We start from the raw sequence: 20,275 nt of genomic DNA on the forward strand, positions 1-20,275 counted from the left end.
GGCCGGTCCCTGTTTGCCGCCGTCTTTCCTGAGTTCATCGCCCGCGAAAAACCGGGCCAGCGAGGGACTGGCTGTCAAGGAAGAAGCGCAGGGTTGGTGCGGCCCACAGCACAGCGAGGACTCGGCCCTGCGCGCCTTGACGGCCTGGCACTGCGGGCTACGGTCGCGGGAGAAAGCGATGGACTTGGGGAAAGACGAACAGCGGCCGATGGGCCAGGGAATGCGCCGAAACCAACGCCGCGCGGCGAGCGCCCTTGCGTGCCAGCAGCACGCCTAGATGGATGGCTGTTGGCCGATCAGGCGTAGCCTGTTCGGCGACTGTCAGGGGCGACAAGCAAAGCGCGGCGGGGTGGGCGTCAGCCGACCCCTGGAGGCAAGCGCAGCGCGCAGCGGCATACGGACGAAGCAAAAAAGGGGGCGATGCCCCCTCGGGCTACAGCAGCCCGCGTTCCGCGAAACTCATGACGTCGTTGCCTGCCACGATCAGGTGATCCAACACCCGCACGTCCACCAGCGACAGCGCGGTTTTCAGCGTCTGGGTCAACACCTCGTCCGCCCGTGACGGCTCGGCGACACCCGACGGATGGTTATGACAAAAAATCAATGCCGCAGCATTGAACGCGAGAGATTCCTTGACCACCTCGCGCGGATACACCGATGCCTGACTCACCGTGCCCCGGAACAGCTCGACGTATTCGATCAGGCGGTTCTGCGCATCGAGCATCAGCACCGCGAACACCTCGTGCTCCAAACCACCCAGTTTGACGCGCAGGAAGTCGCGCACCGCCTGCGGCGAAGTCAGAACCTCACGCCCGCGCAGTTGCGCACCCAGTAGCCGCTGAGCGGCCTGCAACACCTCGTCGGCATTGGCCGGACGGTAGTCGCCCGCGACATCGCGAACGAGAAGGGAAGAATCGAGGGAAAGAGAAAGTTGCGACATGGTCTGCTCCGGTCTGTAGCGGGCGGAATTGCCCGAGACCGGCTCCAGCACGCTGCAGCGCAGTTGTCAGGGTTCGCAGACGGCCGCAAGGACGCAAGCGCACACCGTGCGCGCAGACCTTGACAGCGAGAACAGCGTGGTACGTTGAAGGGAACAGCAAGGCCACCCCACCACCACACTCCGTTGCCCTTGGGCAAGCGACGCGCGCAGGCCGGGAACGCAGAGACGGCCGGAGGTGTCAGGGATCAAAGCCGCATGGCCGCGACTCGGCACGAGGCGCGGGGCAACGCCCGCGAGCCCGACGGCGGCACGCCGGGACACCAAGTCGCTTATGACAGAAAGTAAGTGACCCAATGGCATAAATGAGCCACAATGTAGCTACAAACACTTAGAGCATATGCAATGGCGAGTACCGATGTCGTTCGTGCCCGGATTGACGGGCATATCAAAGAGGAAGCGACCAGCGTCCTGGCCGAAATGGGTCTATCCGTTTCGGATGCCATCCGAATGCTGCTAACCCGCATCGCGGCGGACAAAGCGCTGCCATTTGACGTCAATCGTGTGCTCCCCCATTCGGATCGGAAGACACCATGAGGTTGTGCCTGAAGACATTTAACCGTTCTTGGCTCTGAACCGCATGGATCGCGTACAACAGCTCAGCTACGAAAAAGATTTCCGAATCATCTTCCTTGAAGCCAAGGGAGACGGATTTCAGCGCCTATTCGAAAAACTGATGGCGAAGGCCCACCCTAACGATTTCATGGCCTGCCGACCATGGGGCAATGTCGGCGACCGGAAAAACGATGGATACCTGCCATCGGCCCGAATCCTATTTCAGAGCTATGCGCCCAATGAGTTGAGTGCTGCCGAAGCCATCAAGAAGATCAATGAGGATTTCGAGGGCGCACAAGAGCATTGGGAAGAATATTTTGATGAATGGACCTTTGTCCACAATGCACCCGATGGGCGCCTGGGTCCCCACGTCATCGAAGCGCTGGCCAAGCTCGCGCAAGAAAACCCAAAGATCAAGATCGGCCACTGCGGCTGGGAAGAAATGCTGGCGAAGTTTCGCCAGCTCAACCTGCAGGATCTCGAATCCTGGTTCGGCCCATCGCTGACCATGGAAGCAAACGTCAATCTGGGCTATAGCGATTTGATGGCCGTACTCACACATATCAGCGTTGCCCCTGCGCCAGCAACGAGCGAAGTCAAGGACGTATCGCGAGGAAAGATCGAGGCAAACCTTCTGTCTCAGGTGGTCGCCGCTTTTTTGAAGATCGGTATGCAGAAGTCGCCGCTAGTCATGCAGTTCTTCGATAACTGGAAGAACCCCGTGTATGGCGAACAAATTGCCTCGGCCTTCAAGAGCCAATACGTGTCTCTGAGGGATGCGACACCCGCGCTTCATCCCGATGAAATCTTTGGACAACTTGAAACCTGGGCGGGGGGAGTCGTGAACACGACACCCACCCACAAGGCGGCAGTGCTGGCGGTCATGGCTTACCTGTTCGACAAGTGCGAAATATTCGAAGACGCTCAAGCAGTGAGGTCAACATGATCTTGCCGTCCAAGCATCTCCCGCAAGATCGCGCGCTGCTTACTGTGGGAGGTCATGTTCTGACTTTTCTCGCACGTCCCAAGACGGTCTCCGCACTGTGGGAAGAATTGAACCAACAGGACCAAGGGCTGGGTGCCACGCGTCCTCGGCGAATCACCTACGACTGGTTCGTGCTGGCGCTGGACCTGCTGTACTCCCTTGGAACCATTGAACTAGAAAGCGGCCTTGTTGCACGGAGGACAGCTTGATCCATAACCTATTCAGCACGCTGCCCACCTTCAAGAATCTCGGTGACCTGAAGCCGGGTCTGAACGTGCTGCTGGCCCAAAAAACCGAGGGTTCAACCAGTAAGCAAACCCGCAATCGTGCAGGTAAAACCAGTTTTATTGAAGCTATTCATTTCCTGACGGGCTCGGAAGCCGGTCCTGACTCCATCTTCCGCACGCCAGAATTGGCCGAATACACCTTCGGCATGGATTTCGATTTGAAGGATGCGCGCACCGTCGTCGAGCGCAGTGGCAGTGCTAAAGCCAAGATCTACGTGACGACACCACCAGCGGCCAAGCGCAAACTGTCGGCAACCGATTGGGTCACGTTTCTCGGAGAGGAGATGTTCGGTTTGAGCAGCCTCGAAGCGGCAGGCAGCAAGCCCCCTTCATTCCGGTCACTGTTCGCCTACTTTGTGCGTCGCCAGATGAGCGGAGCATTCACCACACCGGAGAAGCAGGCCACTATGCAAGGAACAGGCGACATGCAAATGGCGCTGATGTTCCTCCTCGGGCTGGACTGGCAGATCGCGCGCGACTGGCAGGCCGTTCGCGATCGTGAAAAGACATTGGATGAGCTAAAAAAGGCAGCCGGTACGGGCGCATTCGGTTCGATCATCGGCAAGGCTGCTGACTTGCGCACGCAGTTGACCCTGCAGGAGGCCCGTCTCAAGAAACTTTATGCGGAAACCGAGTCCTTCCAGGTGTTGCCCGAATATCGGGAACTGGAAGTCGAAAGCGCCAAGCTGACACGCCAGCTCAATGAACTGGCCAATGCCAATACCATCGATTTCGCTGCCATCCGGGATCTCGAAGGCGCGCTGGCCTCCGAGATCCCTCCCGATCTGGAAGACCTGCAAGCGGTTTATCAGGAAGCCGGTGTTGCGCTTCCCGGTCTCGTGAAGCGCCGTTATGAGGATGTGAAGAGTTTTCATCAATCGGTGGTGCGCAACCGCAAGGACTACCTGTCTAGCGAACTCGAAGCGGCCAAGCTGCGCATCGAGCTTCGCGACAGCAAGAAGGCGCAACTCGACCAGCGCCGCGCGGAAATCATGGGCATTCTCAGGAGCCATGGCGCGCTGGACCAATTCCTCAAGTTGCAGGGAGAGCTAGGCCGTCTGGAATCAGAAGTGGAATCGCTGCGGCAGCGGTTCGAAGCAGCGGAGCAGCTCGAAGGCACAAAAAACGAACTGGAAATCGAGCGCAACCGACTCACGATCCGACTGCGACGCGACTTTGCCGAACAGAATGACCGACTGGCCGAAGCCATCGTCGCCTTCGAGGAAACATCGCAGCGGCTCTACGAGTCGGCCGGCAGCATGACTGTCGACGAAACCTCCAACGGCCCGATGTTCAAGTTTCCGATGCAGGGCCAGCGCAGCAAGGGCATCAAGAACATGCAGATCTTTTGCTTTGACATGATGCTGATGCGCTTGTGCGCCAAGCGTCAGATCGGTCCGCGTTTCCTGATCCATGACAGCCATCTGTTTGACGGCGTAGACGGTCGGCAAGTGATCAGTGCCTTGCGCCTTGGCTCGGAAATTTCGCAGGAACTTGGTTTTCAGTACATCGTGACGATGAACGAAGACGACGCCTTCAAAGAAACCATTGAGGGCTTCGATCTCAATGACCATGTGCTTACAACGCGCCTGACCGATGCCACGGAAGATGGTGGGATGTTTGGCATTCGGTTTGGTTGAAGAGGAATATCCACTTGAAGCCCCAGCTATTCACGCAAAAAATTATTGTCGCAATCAGCGAATTTCCAAGTTCGATGTCACGTCAATCTACCTTTCTCAAGGGGAACGCCTACCTCCAGGAACAGGACGCGGATATCGAGAGCCCAGGCGATGCGCGTAGCGAGAGTTATCAATGACAGAACCAACAATTATCTGCCCGAATTGTAAGACTGAGATTCGGTTGACCGAGTCGCTCGCAGCTCCGCTGATTGCCGCAACGCGCCAACAGTATGAGCAGCAGCTCCTGCAAAAGGATGAAGAGGTTGCCAAACGCGAACAGAGCATTCGCGAGAAGGAAAAGCAGGTCATAGAGGCAAAACGCACTCTTGATGAACAAGTTGCGGATCAGGTAGCGGCACAATTAATAACTGAACGCACACGCGTAATAGCGGAAGAGGCTAAGAAGGCAAAACTCGCCAGTGCAGCGGAGCTTGACGCGAAGGCGCGTGAGCTTGTGGAACTGCAGGAAGTATTGAAGGTGCGTGACGAGAAGTTGGCCGAGGCTCAGAAAGCGCAGGCCGAGCTGATCAAGAAGCAACGAGAGCTGGACGATGCCAAGCGCGAATTGGAACTCACGGTTGAAAAGCGGGTGCAGGACGGCCTAAGTGAAGTTCGCGCCGCGGCGAAACGAGAAGCTGAGGATGGGTTGAAGCTCAAGGTGATGGAGAAAGACCAGACCATTGCGTCGATGCAGCAGAAGATCGAAGAACTGAAGCAGAAGGCGGAGCAAGGCTCCCAGCAGATGCAAGGTGAAGTCCAGGAAATGGATCTTGAAAATCTGCTGCGCGCGAAGTTTCCGTTCGACTCCATTGAACCCGTCGCGAAAGGCGAATTTGGCGGCGATGTGCTGCAACGGGTGATCAGTCAGGCTGGTCAGCAAAGCGGAGCGATCCTCTGGGAGTCAAAGCGTACAAAAAACTGGAGCGACGGGTGGCTGACCAAGCTGCGTGATGATCAACGAACGGCCAAGGCTGAAATATCGGTTCTCGTGAGCCAAGTTCTTCCGAAGGGCGTCGAAGCCTTTGACGTGATTGATGGTGTCTGGGTGACCAATCCGCGGGCGGCACTGCCGGTGGCAACCGTACTTCGTCATACGTTGCTGCAGGTGAGTATGGCCCGCCAAGTCAACGAAGGACAGCAAACCAAGACGGAGATGGTGTACCAATATTTAACCGGCCCACGGTTTCGCCATCGCGTGGAAGCGATCGTGGAAGCCTTCTCGTCGATGCAGGAAGACTTGGACAAGGAACGCAAAGTCATCATGAAGCAATGGGCCAAACGCGAAGAGCAAATCGAGCGTGTCATGGGTGCCACGGTGGGAATGTATGGTGACCTGCAAGGCATAGCGGGGAAGACGTTGCAGGAAATTGAGGGCTTGAGCTTGGAAGCATTGCCGGGGCCTAGCGAAGAAACTTAAAGGATATGAATATCGTGACAAAAAACCAAAGCGCAAGCACTGCCCCGGTTCCGGTACCCGCCGCTGCCGCTGCACCGACATCGGCAATCCCATTACCTGCGCTCCACGACGCAGCGCAGCAAGCAAGAAATCTGCGGCAGGTGCTTCAAGATGACAAGCAGCGTATCGGCTGTTTCCTTGGTGCAGGTTGCCCGCTTGGAATCTACGATGCGGCAGGAAAAAACAGTGTCGTGCTGATCCCTGCCGTCGTAGAACTTACGAAGCGTGTTGCCGCCGGGCTGCAGGCAAGCGACAGCGCCGTTGGATCAACATCAAAATTCAAGACAAATTGGGATGCATTGTGCGTGGAATGCAAACCAACCGATGGCAAAGATCCAACCGTTGAAGACGTGTTGACAGAACTACGTACTCTGGCCAATCGGCGCGGGAGTGCGGAAATTTTGGGGATGTCGAAGAAGGATTTGAGCGACCTCGACGACGAAGTCTGCGCACTGATCGCAACTGAGATGCGTAAGCCGTTACCCGCCTACCGCAGTTCATACAACCGCTTCGCATCGTGGATCGGTGGCGTTCACCGTGATTCTCCAGCAGAAATATTTACGCCTAACTATGACCTGCTTTTTGAACAGGCGCTTGAACAGCATCCGCTGCCGCACTTCGATGGTTTTGTTGGTTCACGAGAGCCATGGTTCGACCTGGCATCGATAGAGCACGACGTAATTCCTGCCAGGTGGACGAGGCTGTGGAAGCTACACGGCTCCATCAATTGGGAGAAGAGCGAGGAAATCGTGAACGGGGCGAAGATCACGCGTGTTGTTCGCGTCACACGCGAGGCCGCAGCGGGCAAGGTAATGATCTTCCCATCGCATCTCAAGTACGACCAAAGCCGCCGCATGCCATACCTCGCAATGCTCGATCGACTAAGAGCATTTTTCCACGGGAAGGATGCTCCCAGACTAGTTGTGTGCGGCTATTCCTTTCTCGACGATCACCTCAATGAAGTTTTGCTAGATGGACTGCGGGGCAACCGGAACGCTCAATGCTTCGCGCTGATGTATTCGGATCTCGGACAACATTCGAGGGTGGTCGATTACGCAGTAAAACAGAGCAACCTCACGGTTCTTGCTTGGGACGGAGCAGTCGTAGGAACTCGCGTGGGGCTCTACCGGCCCGGAACCATTGGCGGCCACGAGCACACGCCGTGGCTGATGGAAGAAGCGGTGACCGGTGGCGATCCCAAAGAATTACAGCCGCGCAGCCGTCTCGGAGACTTCCACTATTTTGGTCTTTTCCTCGAACAACTTTGCGGTGGGAGCAATCATGATGCGCAGCCCGTCGTCTAATCCCGATCCTTCACGGCTCGGTTCCGTCGAGGATGTAAACGGTTCAAGCGTGAGCGTGAAGCTTGCGGAGAGCACTCCGGGCGGACTTCTATTTGTCAATGGTGAGGCATATCGTGTCGGACAAGTCGGGGGATTTGTCCGTATTCCATCAGGATACGTAGACCTCTATGGGGTGATCTCACAGGTTGGGGCCGGAGCGGCCCCTGGGCCACCGGAACTCGCCCCTCAGTTTGGCAATCGATGGCTCAGGATTGAACTCGTCGGTCAAGGACGCCGCGGCACAAAATTTGAACGCGGTATCGCGCAGTACCCCTCCATCGGCGACTCTGTCCATGTCGTAACCGAATCGGACTTGAAAACTGTCTACGCGCCTGGAGACGAAGATGGCTATGTTGCCGTTGGGCGCGTCGCCAGCGCCGAGTCGATCCGTGCGTACCTCGACATGAACCGCTTGGTTAGCCGTCATTCTGCAGTAGTGGGAAGCACGGGCTCTGGGAAATCGAATGCCGTGGCGAATCTGCTTGGTGCTGTTTCTGATCGAACTCTGTTCAAGTCCGCTCGCGTCGTATTATTTGATCTTCACGGCGAGTACGCGAAGGCGTTTGGTGATCAAGCCCGAGTATTTAGGGTTGGAGCGGATACCGCCGCAGGGGAGCGGGAACTTCATGTTCCATTTTGGGCGCTCACAGCGGAGGAGTTTATTTCGCTAGCCATGGGCCCCGTATCGGGGACGCCTCTGACGTTGCTACAAGAAAGGCTGTTGTCCGGCAAGAGAGCGTCGAAGGCGGGGGGTGTCCCCCATGGTTTGCCTGATCTCACTGTCACGGTGGATACTCCGTTACCATTCTCGGTGTATCAGCTCTGGCACGATTTGTACTCACTGCATTCTTCGACGCACAGTGTCAGTAAAAACCAAAATCAGACCGAAGCGACGCGAGCATATATTCAAGATGGCGCTCCTCCAATAAATGCGGTTGGCGATTCAGACAAGCTTGAGCGTCCTCGATTTCGTCCGCTCAAGGATGTAAAGGAAGATCCTGACAAGGTGTATGCAGGTCTTTATGGTGATCTGCCCCGCGCGCACCTTGATATTTTGGAGAGCAAGCTACGTGACCCCCGCATGCAGTTTCTCTTTCGCCCTGGCGAATGGGCGGTCGCAAAGGATGGCACAACCCAAGCTGATCTAGATGCATTACTTGCGGCGTGGATAGGGGCGGATGCACCCATTTCTGTCTTTGATTTGTCAGGCATTCCCACCGCAATCGTCGACGACCTTGTTGGGGCTGTCTTACGAATTCTGTATGACGCTGTGTTCTGGGGACGGCTGAAGCAGGAAGGCGGTCGGGAAAGGCCTTTACTTATCGTTATGGAAGAAGCGCACGTGTATCTCGGTGCTCAGTCAAAGAGTCGTGCAGCTACTGCGGCCCGGCGCATCGCGAAAGAGGGACGAAAATACGGGGTTGGGCTAATGCTAGTCAGTCAGCGTCCTTCTGAGGTTGACACAACGATCCTTTCACAGTGTGGCACGATCATCGCGTTGCGCCTCACCAATGATTCGGATCGCACTCAAGTCACGTCATGTGCGTCAGACAACCTCAAGGGCCTCTTCTCGATGCTCCCTGTTCTTCGTACTGGCGAAGCGTTGATCGTCGGAGAAGCAGTCAACATGCCGATACGCGCAATCATTGACCGTCCCCCGGAAGGCCGGCGACCTGATAGCGACGATCCGGTGGTCGTTGTACCAAAAGGAAATGATGGGAAGCGTATAAAGAGTGGGGGCTGGACTGAGCCGGTACAGAATGAAGACTACAAGCCTTTAGTTGAAGCTTGGCGTAAACAAGATCCAACCGCCGGCGGTATAAAGCAGCCGGTGAAGCCCAAAGTTTGATTTACAACCGACGGAGACAATACTATGGAACGTACACCAGTTTCTTCAAGCAATCTCAGCGCAGTTGGCTATGACGTAGATAGACAAGCCCTTGAAGTGGAATTTAAGAACGGAGCTGTGTATGAATACTCAGGAGTACCTGATGGCGAACACGATGGGCTGATGAGCGCGGGCTCCAAGGGCACGTACTTTAACGCCAATATTAAAAATCGATATCCGTTTGTGAAGCTTTGATCCTGCGAGGGATTTCATTCGCTAAATTTCTTTTACGCCGTTGGCACTGCGGGCGCAGCCAACGGCTGCACCGCCAGCCGCAGCCCCATCGCCTTGAGGATCGCCAGCAAGCTGTTGAGCGCCGGATTGCCCTTCGGAGAAAGCGTGCGATAAAGCTGGGTCGGGTTCAGATGCGCCTGTTCGGCCACCGCCTGAACGCCACCGAAGGCTTCGGCCATCTGACGCAGCACGATCAACAGTTCGGCCTGGTCGCCGTCTTCCAGAATGCCATTGACCACTTCCAGCGCGAACGTGGGGTCGTTGCGGTACAACTCGGCCATCGCATCGTCATGGGGTCTACTTCTCATCATCTGATCTCCGTTGCCAGTCCTGCCAGTAATCCACTGCCCGAGCAATGTCCGCGTCCTGAGTCCTCTTGTCGCCGCCGCACAGCAGCAACACCGCACGCCGGCCCGACAAGGCGTAGTACACCCGGTAGCCCGGCCCCACATCGATGCGCAGTTCCCAAACGCCCTCGCGACAGAACTTGTGGTCACCGAAGTTGCCTTGCTCGATGCGAATGACGCGCCGTGCTACCGCAACCTTGGCCTGCCCGTCGCGTAACCGCTTCAGCCAGTCGATGTACAAGTCCTTCTGCTCACCGGGGCTCAGGTAGTGCTCAATCTCGTAGAGCGTCATTTTCGTCTATAAACGAATAACAGTCAAGATGCAGAAACCGGCACGGCAACCGTACCTGCCACCACCGACTTGCGCCTGTTCGCCACCAGTTCGGCGGCTTGCCGCACGGGGCCATCCTCGGTGTGGACATAGCGCATGAACATCGCCACCGTCTTGTGCGCGGTGAGCATCATGCCGACCTTCACCGGAATGCCCGAGTTGGCGATGTCCGTGGCTGAACGATGGCGGATGCCGTGTGTGCCGACGTGCGCCACCCCAGCGGTCTTCAAGGCGCGGCTCCAGCCGTTGTAATACTCTCCGGTGGTCAGGTGCTTCATCCGGTCGCGCGGCGAGGGCAGCACGTAGAGCGACCCTTCGTAACGGGGTGCTGTCGAAAGCAGCCGATAGGCTTCCTCGCTTATGGGTTTGGACATGCCTCCGGTCTTGCTGTCGGGCCAGACCACGCGCCGCTGCTCCAAATCGACCCATGCCCATTCGAGCAGAACAATTTCGGAACGGCGGGCGGCGAACTCGAACTGCAAGCGAATCGCCAATGGGATGACGCAGGACTCCAGCCCCTCGGCCTCCAACTGGTCAAGATGCCGGAACAGCTTGCCCATTTCCTCATCGCTGATGAGGTGTGTGGATTTTCCGGCAGGGAACATCGGAACATGGCGGCAGGGATTCGTACCATCAGTCCGATGCCCCCAGACCTCGGCCAGGTTGAACATCTTGCGCATGACGCTGAAGGTGCGGTTTGCATCGGCTGGCTTGTGGGCCATCTTCTTCATCATCGCCGCCACATCGGGCCGCTTCACGTCCTGAACCTTCATCCGCCCCAGGAGCGGGACGATGTTGCGGTCAATCACAGCCTGGTAGCCGTCCTGCGTGCTGGGCTTGTTGCGCTGCTTGGAGTAGTCCTCCATGAACTTCGTGCACAGTTCCTTGACCGTGGGTGCCTGACGCGCCTGTGCCTTGTCGCCGCCAGGGTCTCCGCCCCGGCGAACCTCGGCCAGCCAGTTCTGGGCCAGCGAGCGGGCCTGTTCGACGGTCAGTTCCCCGTACAAGCCCAAAGCGGGCTTGCGCCGCTCACCGGCATTCGTGCGGTACTGGAGCATGAACACCTTGCGACCTGCTGGTGTAATCTTGCACAGGAAGCCGGGCACCAGCGTATCGCGCAGTTCGACGGGCTGCGCCTGGGGTTGTGCCGCATCGACTGCGGACTTGGTGATCTTGATCTTGGCCATGACGAATCCTAGAGAAACCCCGATTTCCAGGTGTCGGCTGGGAGCCAAGCGAAGGAAAAGCGGAGCGGGTTGCGGAATGCACCGGCATATGGTGAACCCGCTTGTTCCCTAGGGAAACTCGCTGTGGCGAGCCTCAGCGAACGTCAGCCAAATTCGGTGCTAACGTCATGGTGAAATAAAAAACCCCGCATGAGCGGGGTTTTTTATTGAAGCGGCCTTTACAGACCGCTTCTTGGCATAAGTGCCTATTACTTGGCAGCGGCGCGGGTACCGACCACTTCGATTTCAACGCGACGGTTTTTCGAGCGACCTTCTTTGGTCTTGTTGTCAGCCACTGGCTGCTTCTCGCCCTTGCCTTCGGTGTAAACGCGGTTCTTTTCGATGCCCTTGGACACCAAGTAAGCCTTCACGGCTTCAGAACGCTTGACCGACAGTTTCTGGTTGTATGCATCCGAGCCAACAGAGTCGGTATGACCCACAGCAATGATGACTTCCAGATTGATGTCCTTGACTTTACCAATCAGGTCATCCAGTTTGGCCTTGCCTTCAGGCTTGAGCACGGACTTGTCGAAGTCAAAGAATGCATCAGCTGCGTAGGTCACCTTGGTCGCTGCGGGTGGCAGGGGTGCGGGCGCTGGTGCAGGCGCTGGTGCAGGTGCTGGTGCGGCTTCAGGGGCTGGTGCAGGAGCTGGAGCAGCGACAGGGGCCACGATGGCACCATCGCAACCGACGGCTGCAGTAGCAGGTGTCCAGTTGGAATCGCGCCAGCACAGTTCATTGGTGCCGTTTTTCCAGGTAATACCATTGGAACTGACCCAGTTGTCAACAGATTGTGCGCCAGCGACGGTTACGAGTGCTGCGGAAGCAATCAGCATTGCCACTTTGTTTAATTTCTTCATGGTTCTCCTTAGGGGGGAAAAAGCCGCAGCAGCGCTGCGATTATTTTTTGGACGCTCTAAATGCCTATCACCTAAAACGTTCATGCAATTGTGCCACAGCCATATTGAGCCTTAAACTCAAAACCAGTCTAAAGCCGATCCCTTGGTATTTCGGATTCAAAAACAGCGGAAATTGCGTTCAGTCGTTGCGGGGACGCCACAAGGCACGCCCTTTAGAATCGGGGGTTGCCTTTGACATTGCCTTAGCCACGATCCCCCATGACCCAATTCGCCAAAGAAACCTTGCCCATCAGCCTTGAAGAGGAAATGCGGCGCAGCTACCTCGATTACGCCATGAGCGTGATTGTGGGTCGCGCCCTGCCCGATGCGCGGGACGGCCTGAAGCCGGTCCATCGTCGCGTGCTGTTTGCCATGCATGAACTCAACAACGACTGGAATAGGCCGTACAAGAAATCGGCCCGTATTGTGGGTGACGTTATTGGTAAGTACCACCCGCACGGCGACAGCGCGGTGTATGAAACCATCGTTCGCATGGCGCAGGACTTCTCTCTGCGCCACATGCTGGTAGATGGCCAGGGCAATTTCGGCTCCGTGGACGGCGACAACGCTGCAGCCATGCGGTACACCGAAATCCGCATGTCCAAGATCGCCCATGAGTTGCTGGCCGATCTGGATAAGGAAACGGTGGATTTCGGCCCCAACTACGACGGCAGCGAGCAAGAGCCACTGGTCATGCCCGCCCGCTTTCCCAATTTGTTGGTGAATGGTTCCTCTGGCATTGCGGTGGGCATGGCCACCAACATTCCACCGCATAACCTGAACGAAGTGGTCGATGGCTGCCTGCATCTGCTACGCAACCCACAGGCCTCCATCGACGAGTTGATGGAAATCATCCCTGCGCCCGACTTCCCGACGGCGGGCATCATTTACGGCATCAACGGCGTCAAAGATGGCTACCGCACAGGGCGCGGGCGCGTTGTCATGCGCGCCAAATGCCACTTTGAAGATATTGACAAGGGCCAGCGGCAAGCCATCATCGTGGACGAGCTGCCCTACCAGTGCAACAAAAAGACCTTGCAAGAACGCATGGCCGAGTTGGTGCACGAGAAAAAAATCGAAGGCATCAGCCACATCCAGGATGAGTCGGACAAATCCGGCATGCGTCTGGTGATTGAACTCAAACGCGGCGAAGTGCCCGAGGTGGTGCTGAACAATCTGTACAAACAGACGCAGCTGCAAGACACATTTGGCATGAACATGGTGGCGCTGATCAACGGCCAACCCAAACTGTGCAACCTCAAAGACCTGATTGAAGTCTTCCTGGAACACCGCCGTGAAGTGATAACGCGGCGCACCATCTTCAACCTGCGCAAGGCCCGCGAGCGCGGTCATGTGCTGGAAGGACTGGCGGTCGCCTTGGCGAACATCGACGAATTCATCCGCATCATCCGCGAATCACCTACGCCACCCGTGGCCAAGGCGGAGTTGATGACCAAGCTGTGGGACAGCAAGCTGGTGCGCGAAATGCTCACTCGGACACGAGCCGATGGTGGCTTGGTGAATGCGGACGACTACCGCCCCGATGGTCTGGAGAAGATGTACGGCATGGGCAGCGATGGCCTGTACCGTCTCTCTGACACGCAAGCCCAGGAAATTCTGCAAATGCGTCTGCAGCGCCTGACCGGGCTGGAGCAGGACAAAATTGTGGCGGAATACAAAGAGGTCATGGCCGAGATTGACGACCTGCTCGACATTCTGGCCCGACCCGAACGTGTCACCATCATCATCAGCGAAGAACTCACCGCCATCAAGACCGAGTTCGGCCAAACCAAGCTGGGCGCGCGTCGCAGCCAGGTCGAGCACAGCTCGTTTGATCTGAGCACCGAAGACCTGATCACCCCGACCGACATGGTGGTCACGCTCTCGCACAGCGGCTACATCAAGAGCCAGCCGCTGAGTGAATACCGGGCGCAAAAGCGTGGCGGACGCGGCAAACAGGCCACCGCCACCAAGGAAGACGACTGGGTCGACCAGCTCTTCATTGCCAACACGCACGATTACATCCTGTGTTTCAGCAACCGCGGCCGCCTCTACTGGCTCAAGGTGTGGGAAGTGCCGCAGGGTTCGCGCGGTTCGCGTGGACGCCCGATTGTCAACATGTTCCCGCTGGCCGAAGGTGAGAAGATCACCGTGGTGCTGCCACTCACTGGCGAGAAGCGCACCTTCCCCGCCGACCAGTATGTGTTCATGGGCACGAGCATGGGCACGGTCAAGAAGACGGCGTTGAATGAGTTCAGCAACCCGCGCAAGGCCGGCATCATTGCCGTGGACCTGGACGAAGGCGACTTTTTGATTGGTGCCTCGCTGACCGATGGCAAGCACGATGTGATGCTGTTCAGCGACGGCGGCAAGGCCGTGCGCTTTGACGAGAACGATGTGCGCCCGATGGGTCGCCAAGCACGCGGCGTGCGCGGCATGATGCTGGAAGAGGGCCAGGGCGTGATCGCCATGCTGGTGGCCGAGGATGAGCTGCAAAGCGTGCTGACGGCGACCGCGAATGGCTTTGGCAAGCGCACCAGCATCACCGAGTACACGCGCCATGGCCGCGGCACCAAGGGCATGATTGCCATCACCCAATCCGAGCGCAATGGCAAAGTGGTGGCCGCCACGCTGGTGCATGCCGATGACGAAATCATGCTGATCACCGACAAGGGCGTTTTGGTGCGCACCCGGGTCAGCGAGATTCGTGAACTGGGTCGTGCCACGCAAGGGGTCACGCTGATCGGTCTGGACGAAGGCTCCAAGCTGAGCGGCCTGCAGCGCATTGTCGAAAATGACGCGAATCCCATCGTTGACGACATCGCGGATGAAGGCGAAGACGACGCTGGCACGACCGCCTGATTACTTCTATTTTTATAGCTACTCACGCTTATTAAACGGGGGCTAGAGCCCAATTTAGCATATAAAGTTACGGATGAACCGACCCTTTAACTTCTCCGCCGGACCGGCGGCCATGCCGCAGGAAGTTCTGACCGAGGCGGCCGCAGAGATGCTGGACTGGCATGGCAGCGGCATGGGCGTGATGGAAATGAGCCACCGCGGCAAAGAGTTCATCGCGATCTACGAGCAGGCGCAGGCGGATCTGCGCGAACTGCTCGCGGTGCCCGACAACTTCAAGATCCTGTTCATGCAGGGTGGCGGCCTGGCGGAAAATGCCATCGTGCCGCTGAATATCTCGCGCGCTGGCACGGTAGACTTTGTCGTCACTGGCAGCTGGAGCCAGAAGTCGCAACTGGAAGCGCGCAAGTACTGCACGGTCAACGTCGCCGCCAGCAGTGCGCCGAATGGGCACACGACATTGCCCGAGCCGGCCAGCTGGCAACTCAGCCAGGACGCCAGTTACGTGCAGGTGTGCACCAACGAAACCATTCATGGCGTTGAATATCACGCGCTGCCGGACCTCAAAGTGCTGGGCAGTAACGCCCCGCTGGTGATTGACTTCTCGTCGCATGTGGCATCCCGTCCGGTGGACTGGTCACGGGTCGGGCTGGCGTTTGGTGGCGCCCAGAAAAACCTGGGGCCAGCGGGCCTGACACTGGTGGTCGTCCGGGAAGATCTGCTGGGCCATGCGCTGGCGGTTTGTCCCAGTGCCTTTGACTACAAAACAGTGGCCGATCACCAGTCGATGTACAACACCCCACCAACCTACGCTATCTATATAGCAGGGCTGGTGTTCCAGTGGCTCAAACGCCAGGGCGGCATGACCGCCATGGAGACGCGCAACAGGGCCAAGGCCGCCTTGCTGTACGACGCCATTGACAATTCGCAGCTGTACCTGAACAAAGTAGCCGCCAACTGCCGCTCGCGCATGAACGTGCCGTTCTTCCTGCGTGATGAAAGCCTGAACGAGACCTTCCTGACGGGTGCCCGCACGCGTGGATTGCTGCAGCTCAAGGGCCACAAATCGGTGGGCGGCATGCGTGCGAGCATCTACAACGCGATTCCGATCGAGGGCGTGCAGGCGCTGGTGGACTACCTGCGAGAATTTGAAAAAACCCAGGCCTGAACCATGACAAACCCCGCCACCCCACTGCCGAGTCTGTCTGACTTGCGCGTCCAGATTGACGCCATCGATCAGCAGTTACTGACGCTTCTCAATGATCGCGCCCTGGTGGCCGAAAAGGTCGGCGAAGTCAAAAAGCGCGAAGGCACGGCGTTTTTCCGGCCCGACCGCGTGGCGCAGGTGATTGAAAAAATCCAACTGGCCAATCCAGGGCCTCTGAAAAATCCACATGTCGCGGCCATCTGGCGCGAAATCATGTCGGCGTGCCTGGCACTTGAAGCGCCGCAGCGAGTGGCCGTTTTGGGGCCCGCCGGCACATTCTGCGAACAAGCCGCGATTGAGTTCTTTGGTGGCGCTGCCGACCTGATTTACTGCGCCAACTTTGATGAAGTGTTTCACGCGACGGCAGCGGGCAGCGCGCAATACGGGGTCGTGGGGGTCGAAAACTCCACCGAGGGCATGGTGACGCGCTCACTCGACCTGTTTTTGCACTCTCCCACGCATGTGATCGGCGAGGTCACGCTGCTGGTTCGTCACAATCTCCTGCGTCTGGAAAATTCACTGGATGGCATTGAAGTCGTCCTGGCCCACCCCCTGGCGCTGGCCCAGTGCCAGGCCTGGTTGTCCAAGCACCTACCCCACGCCGAGCGCCGCCCCGTGTCGAGCAATGCCGAAGGAGCCCGACTGGCCACCACGAATCCCGCTTGGGCGGGCTTGGCCAGTGAGCGCGCGGCAACCCAATTTGGTCTGCACATTGCCGCCCACGCGATCCAGGATGAGGCTTACAACCGCACCCGCTTTGCCATCATCTGCCTGCCGCAAACCGTGGGAACGCCGCCCCCTTCAGGGAACGACTGCACCAGTCTGATTGTTTCAGTCCCCAATAGGCCTGGCGCGGTACATGACTTGTTGATGCCGCTCAAGACACACGGTGTGTCCATGACCCGGTTTGAATCCCGTCCGGCGCGTACGGGCCAATGGGAATACTATTTTTACATCGACATCCAGGGCCATCCGTCACAGCCGCATATCGCCCTGGCGCTCAAGGAACTTCAGGGATTGAGTGCGTTCTACAAAGTGCTTGGCACCTACCCGGTGGGCGAATGATGTTTGAACAACTTGGCATTATTGGTTGTGGCCTGATGGGCGGCTCGTTTGCGCTGGCGCTCAAGCGCGCCGGATTGGTGAAACGGGTGGTCGGCTACAGCAAGTCGCCCTCGACCACCGAGCGTGCCCGCAAGCTGGGGGTGATTGACGTGGAGGCCCCCTCCGCCTTGCTGGCCGTGTCCGGCGCCGACATTGTCCTGATCGCGGTCCCCGTGGCGGCCACCGAAGCCACCTTCAAGTCCATCAAACACCTGGTGACCCCGCAGATGCTGGTGATGGACGTCGGCTCGACCAAGCGCGACGTGGTTGATGCCTCTCGCCGGGCTCTGCGCGAGCAAGTCGGGTCCTTCGTACCCGCCCACCCCATTGCGGGCAAGGAAGTCTCGGGGGTAGAACACGCGGACGCGGACCTGTACACGGGCAAGCAGGTCATTCTCACGCCGATTGAACGCACCCTGACGGTGCAACTGCAAAAAGCGGTCGATGTCTGGACAGCGCTGGGCTGCCGCGTGGTCAAGATGTCGCCCGAGTCGCATGACGCGGCGTTTGCCGCCGTCAGCCACCTGCCGCACCTGATTTCATTTGCGCTGATGAACGCCATCTCGGGCCAGCCCCACGGCAAAGACTATCTGTCGCTGGCGGGCCCCGGTTTTCGCGACTTCACCCGCATTGCCGCCAGCGACCCCAAAATGTGGCGCGACATCATGCTTGCCAATCGCGAAGAACTGTTGGCCCAAGCCAAAATATTCCAGCACAACCTCCAGGCGCTGGAACTCATGATCTCCAGTGGCAACAGCGACGCCCTTGAAGGCTTGATTGAGCAGGCCAGTCAAACCCGTGCCCACTGGAGCATGGCCAAACACCAAAAATAATGTTTTCCACCGCGTTTCTTGATATTCCACCGCTGGCAAGTGCCGGCGGCACCATCGTTCTGCCCGGCTCCAAGAGCATTTCCAACCGCGTGCTGCTGCTGTCGGCCCTGAGTCAGGGCACGACCACGCTGCACGATCTGCTGGACTCCGACGACACGCGCGTCATGCTGGATGCCTTGCGCCTGCTCGGCTGTGGCGTGCGGCAAAGCGGCAGCACGGTCGAGATCGACGGACTGGGCGGACAACTTGGCAAGCGCCAAACCGAGCTCTTCATGGGCAACGCCGGCACCGCCATCCGCCCGCTCACCGCTGCGCTGGCGGTGATGGGAGGCAACTTCGAATTGCGCGGGGTGCCGCGCATGCACGAACGCCCGATTGGTGACCTGGTGGATGCACTGCGCCAGCTCGGCTGCCACATTGACTACCTGGGAGAGGACGGCTACCCCCCGCTGAAAATCGGCGAACCGACCCTGAAGCTGGACGCACCGATCCAGGTCCGTGGCGATGTGTCGAGCCAGTTTCTCACCGCGCTGTTAATGGCACTGCCTCTGGTGGCCCGGCAGGACATCGTTATTGAGGTGGTGGGCGAGCTGATCTCCCGACCCTATATTGAAATCACGCTCAATCTGCTGGCGCGCTTTGGCATTGCGGTGGTGCGTGACGGCTGGCAAAAATTCACCATTCCGGCGGGCAGCCAATTCACATCACCCGGCGTTCTGCACGTCGAGGCCGACGCCTCATCCGCTAGCTATTTCATAGCGCTTGGCGCCCTAGCGACGGGGACTACAGGCCAAAAAAGCATAAGAGTCGAGGGTGTGGGCGCAGACTCCATCCAAGGCGACATCCGCTTTATCGAGGCCGCACAACTGATGGGCGCGCAAGTGGTGAGCGGCCCGAGCTGGCTGGAAGTGTCACGCGGCAGCTGGCCGCTCAAGGCCATCGACCTGGACTGCAACCACATCCCCGATGCGGCCATGACGCTGGCCGTGATGGCCCTGTACGCCCAAGGCACGACCACGCTGCGCAATATTGCCAGTTGGCGCGTCAAGGAAACCGACCGCATTGCCGCCATGGCCACGGAGCTGCGCAAGCTCGGCGCGACAGTGGAAGAAGGCGCCGATTTCATTTGCGTTACACCACCGGCCAGCCCCGCCGACTGGCGGGCTGCCAGCATCCACACCTACGATGATCACCGCGTCGCCATGTGTTTTTCGCTCGCCGCCTTCAACCCGGCCGGACTTCCGGTGCGCATCGAAGACCCGAAGTGCGTGGCCAAGACCTTTCCCGACTACTTTGAAGCGCTATTTTCCCTGGTGCAGACGCCGGACAGCGCCATTCCCGTCATTTGCGTGGACGGCCCGACCGCCTCCGGCAAAGGCACGCTGGCAGCCGTTTTGGCAACGAAGCTGGGCTACCACTTCCTGGATTCGGGCTCGCTCTACCGCATCACCGCCCTGGCCGCCATGCAGGCCGGCATGACATTGGATGCAGCGCATGAACAAGCGATCGCGGACATGGTTCAAACACTGTCCATCCAGTTTATCGAAGGCCGGGTCCGGCTCAACGGCACCGATGTCAGCGACACCATCCGCACTGAAGAGGCCGGCATGAACGCGTCCCGCGTCTCGGCATTGCCCAAGGTCCGGTTGGCACTGGTTGACTTGCAGCACGGTTTTCGGCAACTGCCCGGACTGGTGGCCGATGGACGCGACATGGGAACCATCATCTTCCCGGGGGCCCCACTCAAGGTGTTTTTGACCGCCAGCACCGAGAAGCGGGCCCAGAGACGCTATAAACAATTGATTTCAAAGGGAATTTCAACTACACTCCCATCTCTTCGCGCCGATCTGGAAGCACGCGATGCGCGGGACTCATCCCGCAGCGTCGCACCTCTCAGGCCAGCAGAAGATGCCCGGTTGCTGGACAACTCGGATTTAACGGTTGAAGAATCGGTTGATCTGGTGTTGAAATGGTGGCAGGACATACAGCCTTTCAAATCAGTTTGAGAGGCTGAAAAGCAAAGTCTCCTGGATTTTGCGTCGGTC

General features: G+C 58.2%; 18 protein-coding genes and 1 pseudogene. 14 read left to right on the top strand and 5 right to left on the bottom strand.

Annotated features, from left to right (window positions below):
- Positions 1-277 (top strand): annotated as a pseudogene (locus tag C5P05_RS34745) (hypothetical protein); the annotation flags it as partial.
- Between the two features lie 156 nt (positions 278-433).
- On the opposite strand, the gene radC reads toward C5P05_RS34745, so the two are convergent.
- The gene (gene radC / locus C5P05_RS27065) at positions 434-940 is read right to left on the bottom strand and encodes a RadC family protein (protein WP_114973201.1); all 507 of its coding nucleotides are present in this window, start codon (positions 938-940) and stop codon (positions 434-436) included.
- Positions 941-1,342: 402 nt separating this feature from the next.
- Here radC and C5P05_RS27075 point away from each other — a divergent pair, with 402 nt between their 5' ends.
- The 8 genes from C5P05_RS27075 to C5P05_RS27110 all read left to right on the top strand — a co-directional run bounded on the left by C5P05_RS27075 (position 1,343) and on the right by C5P05_RS27110 (position 9,385).
- Positions 1,343-1,534, top strand: a complete 192-nt coding sequence (locus tag C5P05_RS27075) for a type II toxin-antitoxin system RelB/DinJ family antitoxin (RefSeq protein WP_114972975.1) — start codon at positions 1,343-1,345, stop codon at positions 1,532-1,534.
- 43 nt (positions 1,535-1,577) lie between these two features.
- A complete protein-coding gene (locus C5P05_RS27080) occupies positions 1,578-2,498 on the top strand; it encodes an ABC-three component system protein (protein ID WP_114972976.1) in 921 nt (306 codons plus the stop codon).
- On the top strand, positions 2,495-2,746 hold the full coding sequence (locus C5P05_RS27085) for an ABC-three component system middle component 6 (RefSeq protein WP_114972977.1): 252 nt from the start codon (positions 2,495-2,497) through the stop codon (positions 2,744-2,746). Before C5P05_RS27080 ends, C5P05_RS27085 begins: the two co-directional genes overlap by 4 nt.
- Positions 2,743-4,464, top strand: coding sequence for an ABC-three component system protein (locus C5P05_RS27090; RefSeq protein ID WP_114972978.1), 1,722 nt, complete (start codon positions 2,743-2,745; stop codon positions 4,462-4,464). Before C5P05_RS27085 ends, C5P05_RS27090 begins: the two co-directional genes overlap by 4 nt.
- 220 nt (positions 4,465-4,684) lie before the next feature.
- A complete protein-coding gene (locus tag C5P05_RS27095) occupies positions 4,685-5,920 on the top strand; it encodes a DUF2130 domain-containing protein (RefSeq protein WP_232834680.1) in 1,236 nt (411 codons plus the stop codon).
- 5 nt (positions 5,921-5,925) lie between these two features.
- Complete coding sequence (locus C5P05_RS27100; protein ID WP_198674887.1) at positions 5,926-7,263, top strand: SIR2 family protein; 1,338 nt, start codon at positions 5,926-5,928, stop codon at positions 7,261-7,263.
- Positions 7,241-9,151 (top strand): ATP-binding protein, encoded by a 1,911-nt coding sequence (locus C5P05_RS27105; protein ID WP_198674888.1) that lies wholly within the window; start codon positions 7,241-7,243, stop codon positions 9,149-9,151. The genes C5P05_RS27100 and C5P05_RS27105 overlap by 23 nt, the downstream gene beginning before the upstream one ends.
- Before the next feature lie 24 nt (positions 9,152-9,175).
- A complete protein-coding gene (locus C5P05_RS27110) occupies positions 9,176-9,385 on the top strand; it encodes a KTSC domain-containing protein (RefSeq protein ID WP_114972981.1) in 210 nt (69 codons plus the stop codon).
- Between the two features lie 32 nt (positions 9,386-9,417).
- Here the strand turns inward: C5P05_RS27110 and C5P05_RS27115 are convergent, their stop codons facing one another.
- From C5P05_RS27115 to ompA, 4 genes are all read right to left on the bottom strand, one after another.
- A complete protein-coding gene (locus C5P05_RS27115) occupies positions 9,418-9,732 on the bottom strand; it encodes a DNA-binding protein (protein ID WP_114972982.1) in 315 nt (104 codons plus the stop codon).
- On the bottom strand, positions 9,722-10,063 hold the full coding sequence (locus C5P05_RS27120) for a type II toxin-antitoxin system RelE/ParE family toxin (protein WP_114972983.1): 342 nt from the start codon (positions 10,061-10,063) through the stop codon (positions 9,722-9,724). Before C5P05_RS27120 ends, C5P05_RS27115 begins: the two co-directional genes overlap by 11 nt.
- A gap of 23 nt (positions 10,064-10,086) precedes the next feature.
- A complete protein-coding gene (locus C5P05_RS27125) occupies positions 10,087-11,289 on the bottom strand; it encodes a tyrosine-type recombinase/integrase (protein ID WP_114972984.1) in 1,203 nt (400 codons plus the stop codon).
- Positions 11,290-11,537: 248 nt separating this feature from the next.
- A complete protein-coding gene (ompA, locus tag C5P05_RS27130) occupies positions 11,538-12,188 on the bottom strand; it encodes an outer membrane protein OmpA (protein ID WP_114972985.1) in 651 nt (216 codons plus the stop codon).
- A 258-nt stretch (positions 12,189-12,446) separates the two neighbouring features.
- On the opposite strand from ompA, the gene gyrA reads away from it, so the two are divergent.
- The 5 genes from gyrA to C5P05_RS27155 all read left to right on the top strand — a co-directional run bounded on the left by gyrA (position 12,447) and on the right by C5P05_RS27155 (position 20,236).
- On the top strand, positions 12,447-15,089 hold the full coding sequence (gyrA, locus tag C5P05_RS27135) for a DNA gyrase subunit A (RefSeq protein WP_114972986.1): 2,643 nt from the start codon (positions 12,447-12,449) through the stop codon (positions 15,087-15,089).
- Positions 15,090-15,162: 73 nt separating this feature from the next.
- Positions 15,163-16,254 carry a 3-phosphoserine/phosphohydroxythreonine transaminase gene (serC, locus tag C5P05_RS27140; protein WP_114972987.1) on the top strand — a complete coding sequence of 364 codons (1,092 nt, stop codon included), beginning with the start codon at positions 15,163-15,165 and terminating at the stop codon, positions 16,252-16,254.
- A 3-nt stretch (positions 16,255-16,257) separates the two neighbouring features.
- Positions 16,258-17,358, top strand: a complete 1,101-nt coding sequence (gene pheA / locus C5P05_RS27145) for a prephenate dehydratase (protein ID WP_114972988.1) — start codon at positions 16,258-16,260, stop codon at positions 17,356-17,358.
- The gene (locus tag C5P05_RS27150; RefSeq protein ID WP_114972989.1) at positions 17,358-18,230 is read left to right on the top strand and encodes a prephenate dehydrogenase; all 873 of its coding nucleotides are present in this window, start codon (positions 17,358-17,360) and stop codon (positions 18,228-18,230) included. Before pheA ends, C5P05_RS27150 begins: the two co-directional genes overlap by 1 nt.
- Complete coding sequence (locus C5P05_RS27155; protein WP_114972990.1) at positions 18,230-20,236, top strand: bifunctional 3-phosphoshikimate 1-carboxyvinyltransferase/cytidylate kinase; 2,007 nt, start codon at positions 18,230-18,232, stop codon at positions 20,234-20,236. Before C5P05_RS27150 ends, C5P05_RS27155 begins: the two co-directional genes overlap by 1 nt.
- Positions 20,237-20,275: the final 39 nt, after the last annotated feature.

Source organism: Rhodoferax ferrireducens, assembly GCF_003347515.1.
Lineage (GTDB): Bacteria > Pseudomonadota > Gammaproteobacteria > Burkholderiales > Burkholderiaceae_C > Rhodoferax.

Bases quoted from the DNA above. Each gene is read 5' to 3' on its own strand.
- serC (WP_114972987.1), top strand. From the start codon at position 15,163: ATGAACCGACCCTTTAACTTCTCCGCCGGACCGGCGGCCATGCCGCAG.
- C5P05_RS27075 (WP_114972975.1), top strand. From the start codon at position 1,343: ATGGCGAGTACCGATGTCGTTCGTGCCCGGATTGACGGGCATATCAAA.
- C5P05_RS27080 (WP_114972976.1), top strand. From the start codon at position 1,578: ATGGATCGCGTACAACAGCTCAGCTACGAAAAAGATTTCCGAATCATC.
- C5P05_RS27115 (WP_114972982.1), bottom strand. From the start codon at position 9,732: ATGAGAAGTAGACCCCATGACGATGCGATGGCCGAGTTGTACCGCAAC.
- C5P05_RS27085 (WP_114972977.1), top strand. From the start codon at position 2,495: ATGATCTTGCCGTCCAAGCATCTCCCGCAAGATCGCGCGCTGCTTACT.
- C5P05_RS27100 (WP_198674887.1), top strand. From the start codon at position 5,926: ATGAATATCGTGACAAAAAACCAAAGCGCAAGCACTGCCCCGGTTCCG.
- radC (WP_114973201.1), bottom strand. From the start codon at position 940: ATGTCGCAACTTTCTCTTTCCCTCGATTCTTCCCTTCTCGTTCGCGAT.
- C5P05_RS27105 (WP_198674888.1), top strand. From the start codon at position 7,241: ATGATGCGCAGCCCGTCGTCTAATCCCGATCCTTCACGGCTCGGTTCC.
- C5P05_RS27110 (WP_114972981.1), top strand. From the start codon at position 9,176: ATGGAACGTACACCAGTTTCTTCAAGCAATCTCAGCGCAGTTGGCTAT.
- ompA (WP_114972985.1), bottom strand. From the start codon at position 12,188: ATGAAGAAATTAAACAAAGTGGCAATGCTGATTGCTTCCGCAGCACTC.
- C5P05_RS27150 (WP_114972989.1), top strand. From the start codon at position 17,358: ATGTTTGAACAACTTGGCATTATTGGTTGTGGCCTGATGGGCGGCTCG.
- pheA (WP_114972988.1), top strand. From the start codon at position 16,258: ATGACAAACCCCGCCACCCCACTGCCGAGTCTGTCTGACTTGCGCGTC.
- gyrA (WP_114972986.1), top strand. From the start codon at position 12,447: ATGACCCAATTCGCCAAAGAAACCTTGCCCATCAGCCTTGAAGAGGAA.
- C5P05_RS27120 (WP_114972983.1), bottom strand. From the start codon at position 10,063: ATGACGCTCTACGAGATTGAGCACTACCTGAGCCCCGGTGAGCAGAAG.
- C5P05_RS27155 (WP_114972990.1), top strand. From the start codon at position 18,230: ATGTTTTCCACCGCGTTTCTTGATATTCCACCGCTGGCAAGTGCCGGC.
- C5P05_RS27125 (WP_114972984.1), bottom strand. From the start codon at position 11,289: ATGGCCAAGATCAAGATCACCAAGTCCGCAGTCGATGCGGCACAACCC.